This is a genomic window from Rhodopirellula maiorica SM1 (genome assembly GCF_000346295.1).
Taxonomy (GTDB): Bacteria; Planctomycetota; Planctomycetia; order Pirellulales; family Pirellulaceae; genus Novipirellula; species Novipirellula maiorica.
Window position 1 is genome coordinate 1 of sequence record NZ_ANOG01001119.1, and the last position, 921, is coordinate 921.

The window sequence follows — 921 nt, forward strand, 5'->3', positions numbered from 1 at the left end:
ACGTGTGCGATTGGTTCAAAATGGTGATCCGGCTCCACGCGGGCGTCGCTTCGCTGCCGGTTCCATCGATCACTACTGCCCGCCGCTTGCGCTACTGGCTCGAAGCTTGGTCGATGGCGCTCACCACCGCATCCACAATCCGACCTCGGATCTCATCAAGGTTCTCGATGTCTTTGAAGTAGATCTGGTGCGTGGAACCACCGTGAATCAAACGGGCGTGTCTGACGGTCACCGTATAGGGCTCTGTGTCGGCGTCCACGCCCTCATGGTCGGCGTCGTCCTCGGGAATATCCTGGGACACTGTCGCTATGTAGAAGCACCTTTCTGAATCGCCCGTCAGCAGGACGATGTGCCTCAAATATTCCACGTTCTGATCGGGCTCCTCGAACTGGATGTCGTAATCCGTGCCATCCCACAATGAACCATCAGTGATGTCGCTCGATAAAGCTTCGACAACTGCCTCCAATCGCTCGGCTCGCTTTGCTTTCATCGCCGCCACACCTGCGTCCCGTTTGGTGAGCTTCTCTTGTCGACGGGCTTCGTTTTTGATTGCCGCTGCGATTCGCTCTTTTGCCGTTGGCTGTTGGGGCGATGGCGACTCGCTGGCCTCCTCTCGCTTCCATTTCACGCTGGACTCTGTCTCTCGATCCATGCAGTCCACGATCGTCACGTGAAGTGGAAGGTGCATTCTTTCGGGGCGAGGGGCCTCATCGACCTTCGTTTCAAGAAATGACGTGGAATGCATGCCATCCCCGATTACGCGAACCTCGCAACCGCGATCCTTGAGGAACTTTGCGATTTCGATTGCCGCCACAGTCTTCCCGCCGCCTCGGGGTCCAGTAATTGTGATCTGCATCTTTTTTGCTCTCTCTCTAACTAGGGTCTGCGTCGTCCCACTCCGCATGGGACAGATCGCCTGCT

The 921-nt window shown here is 56.7% G+C and carries 1 protein-coding gene; it reads right to left on the reverse strand.

Annotated features, from left to right (window positions below):
• Positions 1-91: 91 nt before the first annotated feature.
• Positions 92-921, reverse strand: an 830-nt coding sequence (locus RMSM_RS35930) for a hypothetical protein (protein ID WP_236622440.1), incomplete at its 5' end; no start/stop codon positions are given.